Origin of the sequence: Streptomyces sp. CNQ085, assembly GCF_022614595.1 — a bacterium.
Taxonomy (GTDB): domain Bacteria; phylum Actinomycetota; class Actinomycetes; order Streptomycetales; family Streptomycetaceae; genus Streptomyces.
In genome coordinates, this window is sequence record NZ_JAJFAU010000201.1 from 6,022 (window position 1) to 6,746 (window position 725).

Consider the following 725-nt stretch of genomic DNA (forward strand, 5'->3'; position numbering starts at 1 on the left):
GTCGCCCCCGGCGCGGGGGCGACAGGGCGGACGGGGGCGGATGGGGGACAATGGGGGGCGTCGTAACGCCGCAACCCCTCTGGAGCCCGACCCCATGGCCCCCTCGTCCCCGCCCCGACGACTGCCCCTGTTCGCCCTGGTCGTCTGCGGCCTCGCCGTCGTCGCGGCGGTGGTCTCCTTCGTGAGGGGGGCCTGGCCGGTGGGGATCGTCTGGGTCCTGCTGGCCGGACTGTCGTCCAACATGGCCTGGTACTACGTGCGCCGCGCCAGGCTGGAGCGGGCCGCGTCCGAGGTGAACGGCGTCAACGGGGGATGAGGACGTTCCGGGGCTCGCCCTCCCGGAAGCGGAAGTACCGCGCCCCGTGGGAGACCTCCTGCCAGGAGATGCCCAGGGCCCCCACCACGGCGTCGACGCCGTTCCGGAAGACGGCGTCGACCTCCGGGATCCACAGGCAGGCGAAGACCGCCGGGAGGCCGAAGGGCGCGAAGGGCTCCACCTGGCGGCGGGTCCCGGCCGAGAGCCACGGCTCGACGACGCCGTAGCCGTCCAGGCCGGGGACGGGCAGGAAGTCGAGGACCGCGGCCGCGGCCTGGAGCATCGCCGGGAAGGCGAGCGCGTGGCGGAACGCGGGCGGCCCGCCCAGCGACGTGGCCTACTGGTACCTCGACCCGCGCGCCCAGACCGCGCGCCAGGCCCGCCGCCAGGCCCGTCGGGCGCTGGAGCG

General features: G+C 75.9%; 2 protein-coding genes. One reads left to right on the top strand and one right to left on the bottom strand.

Features of this window, described 5'->3' with window-relative positions:
- The first annotated feature begins 94 nt into the window (after positions 1 to 94).
- Positions 95 to 316 carry a hypothetical protein gene (locus tag LJ221_RS22545; protein ID WP_241718552.1) on the top strand — a complete coding sequence of 74 codons (222 nt, stop codon included), beginning with the start codon at positions 95 to 97 and terminating at the stop codon, positions 314 to 316.
- On the opposite strand, the gene LJ221_RS22550 is transcribed toward LJ221_RS22545, so the two are convergent.
- Entirely contained in the window at positions 303 to 599 is a 297-nt protein-coding gene (locus LJ221_RS22550) for a hypothetical protein (RefSeq protein WP_308314841.1), read from the bottom strand. The two genes, LJ221_RS22545 and LJ221_RS22550, sit on opposite strands and share 14 nt — an antisense overlap.
- Between the last annotated feature and the right edge of the window lie 126 nt (positions 600 to 725).

Bases quoted from the DNA above. Each gene is read 5' to 3' on its own strand.
- LJ221_RS22545 (WP_241718552.1), top strand. From the start codon at position 95: ATGGCCCCCTCGTCCCCGCCCCGACGACTGCCCCTGTTCGCCCTGGTC.
- LJ221_RS22550 (WP_308314841.1), bottom strand. From the start codon at position 599: ATGCTCCAGGCCGCGGCCGCGGTCCTCGACTTCCTGCCCGTCCCCGGC.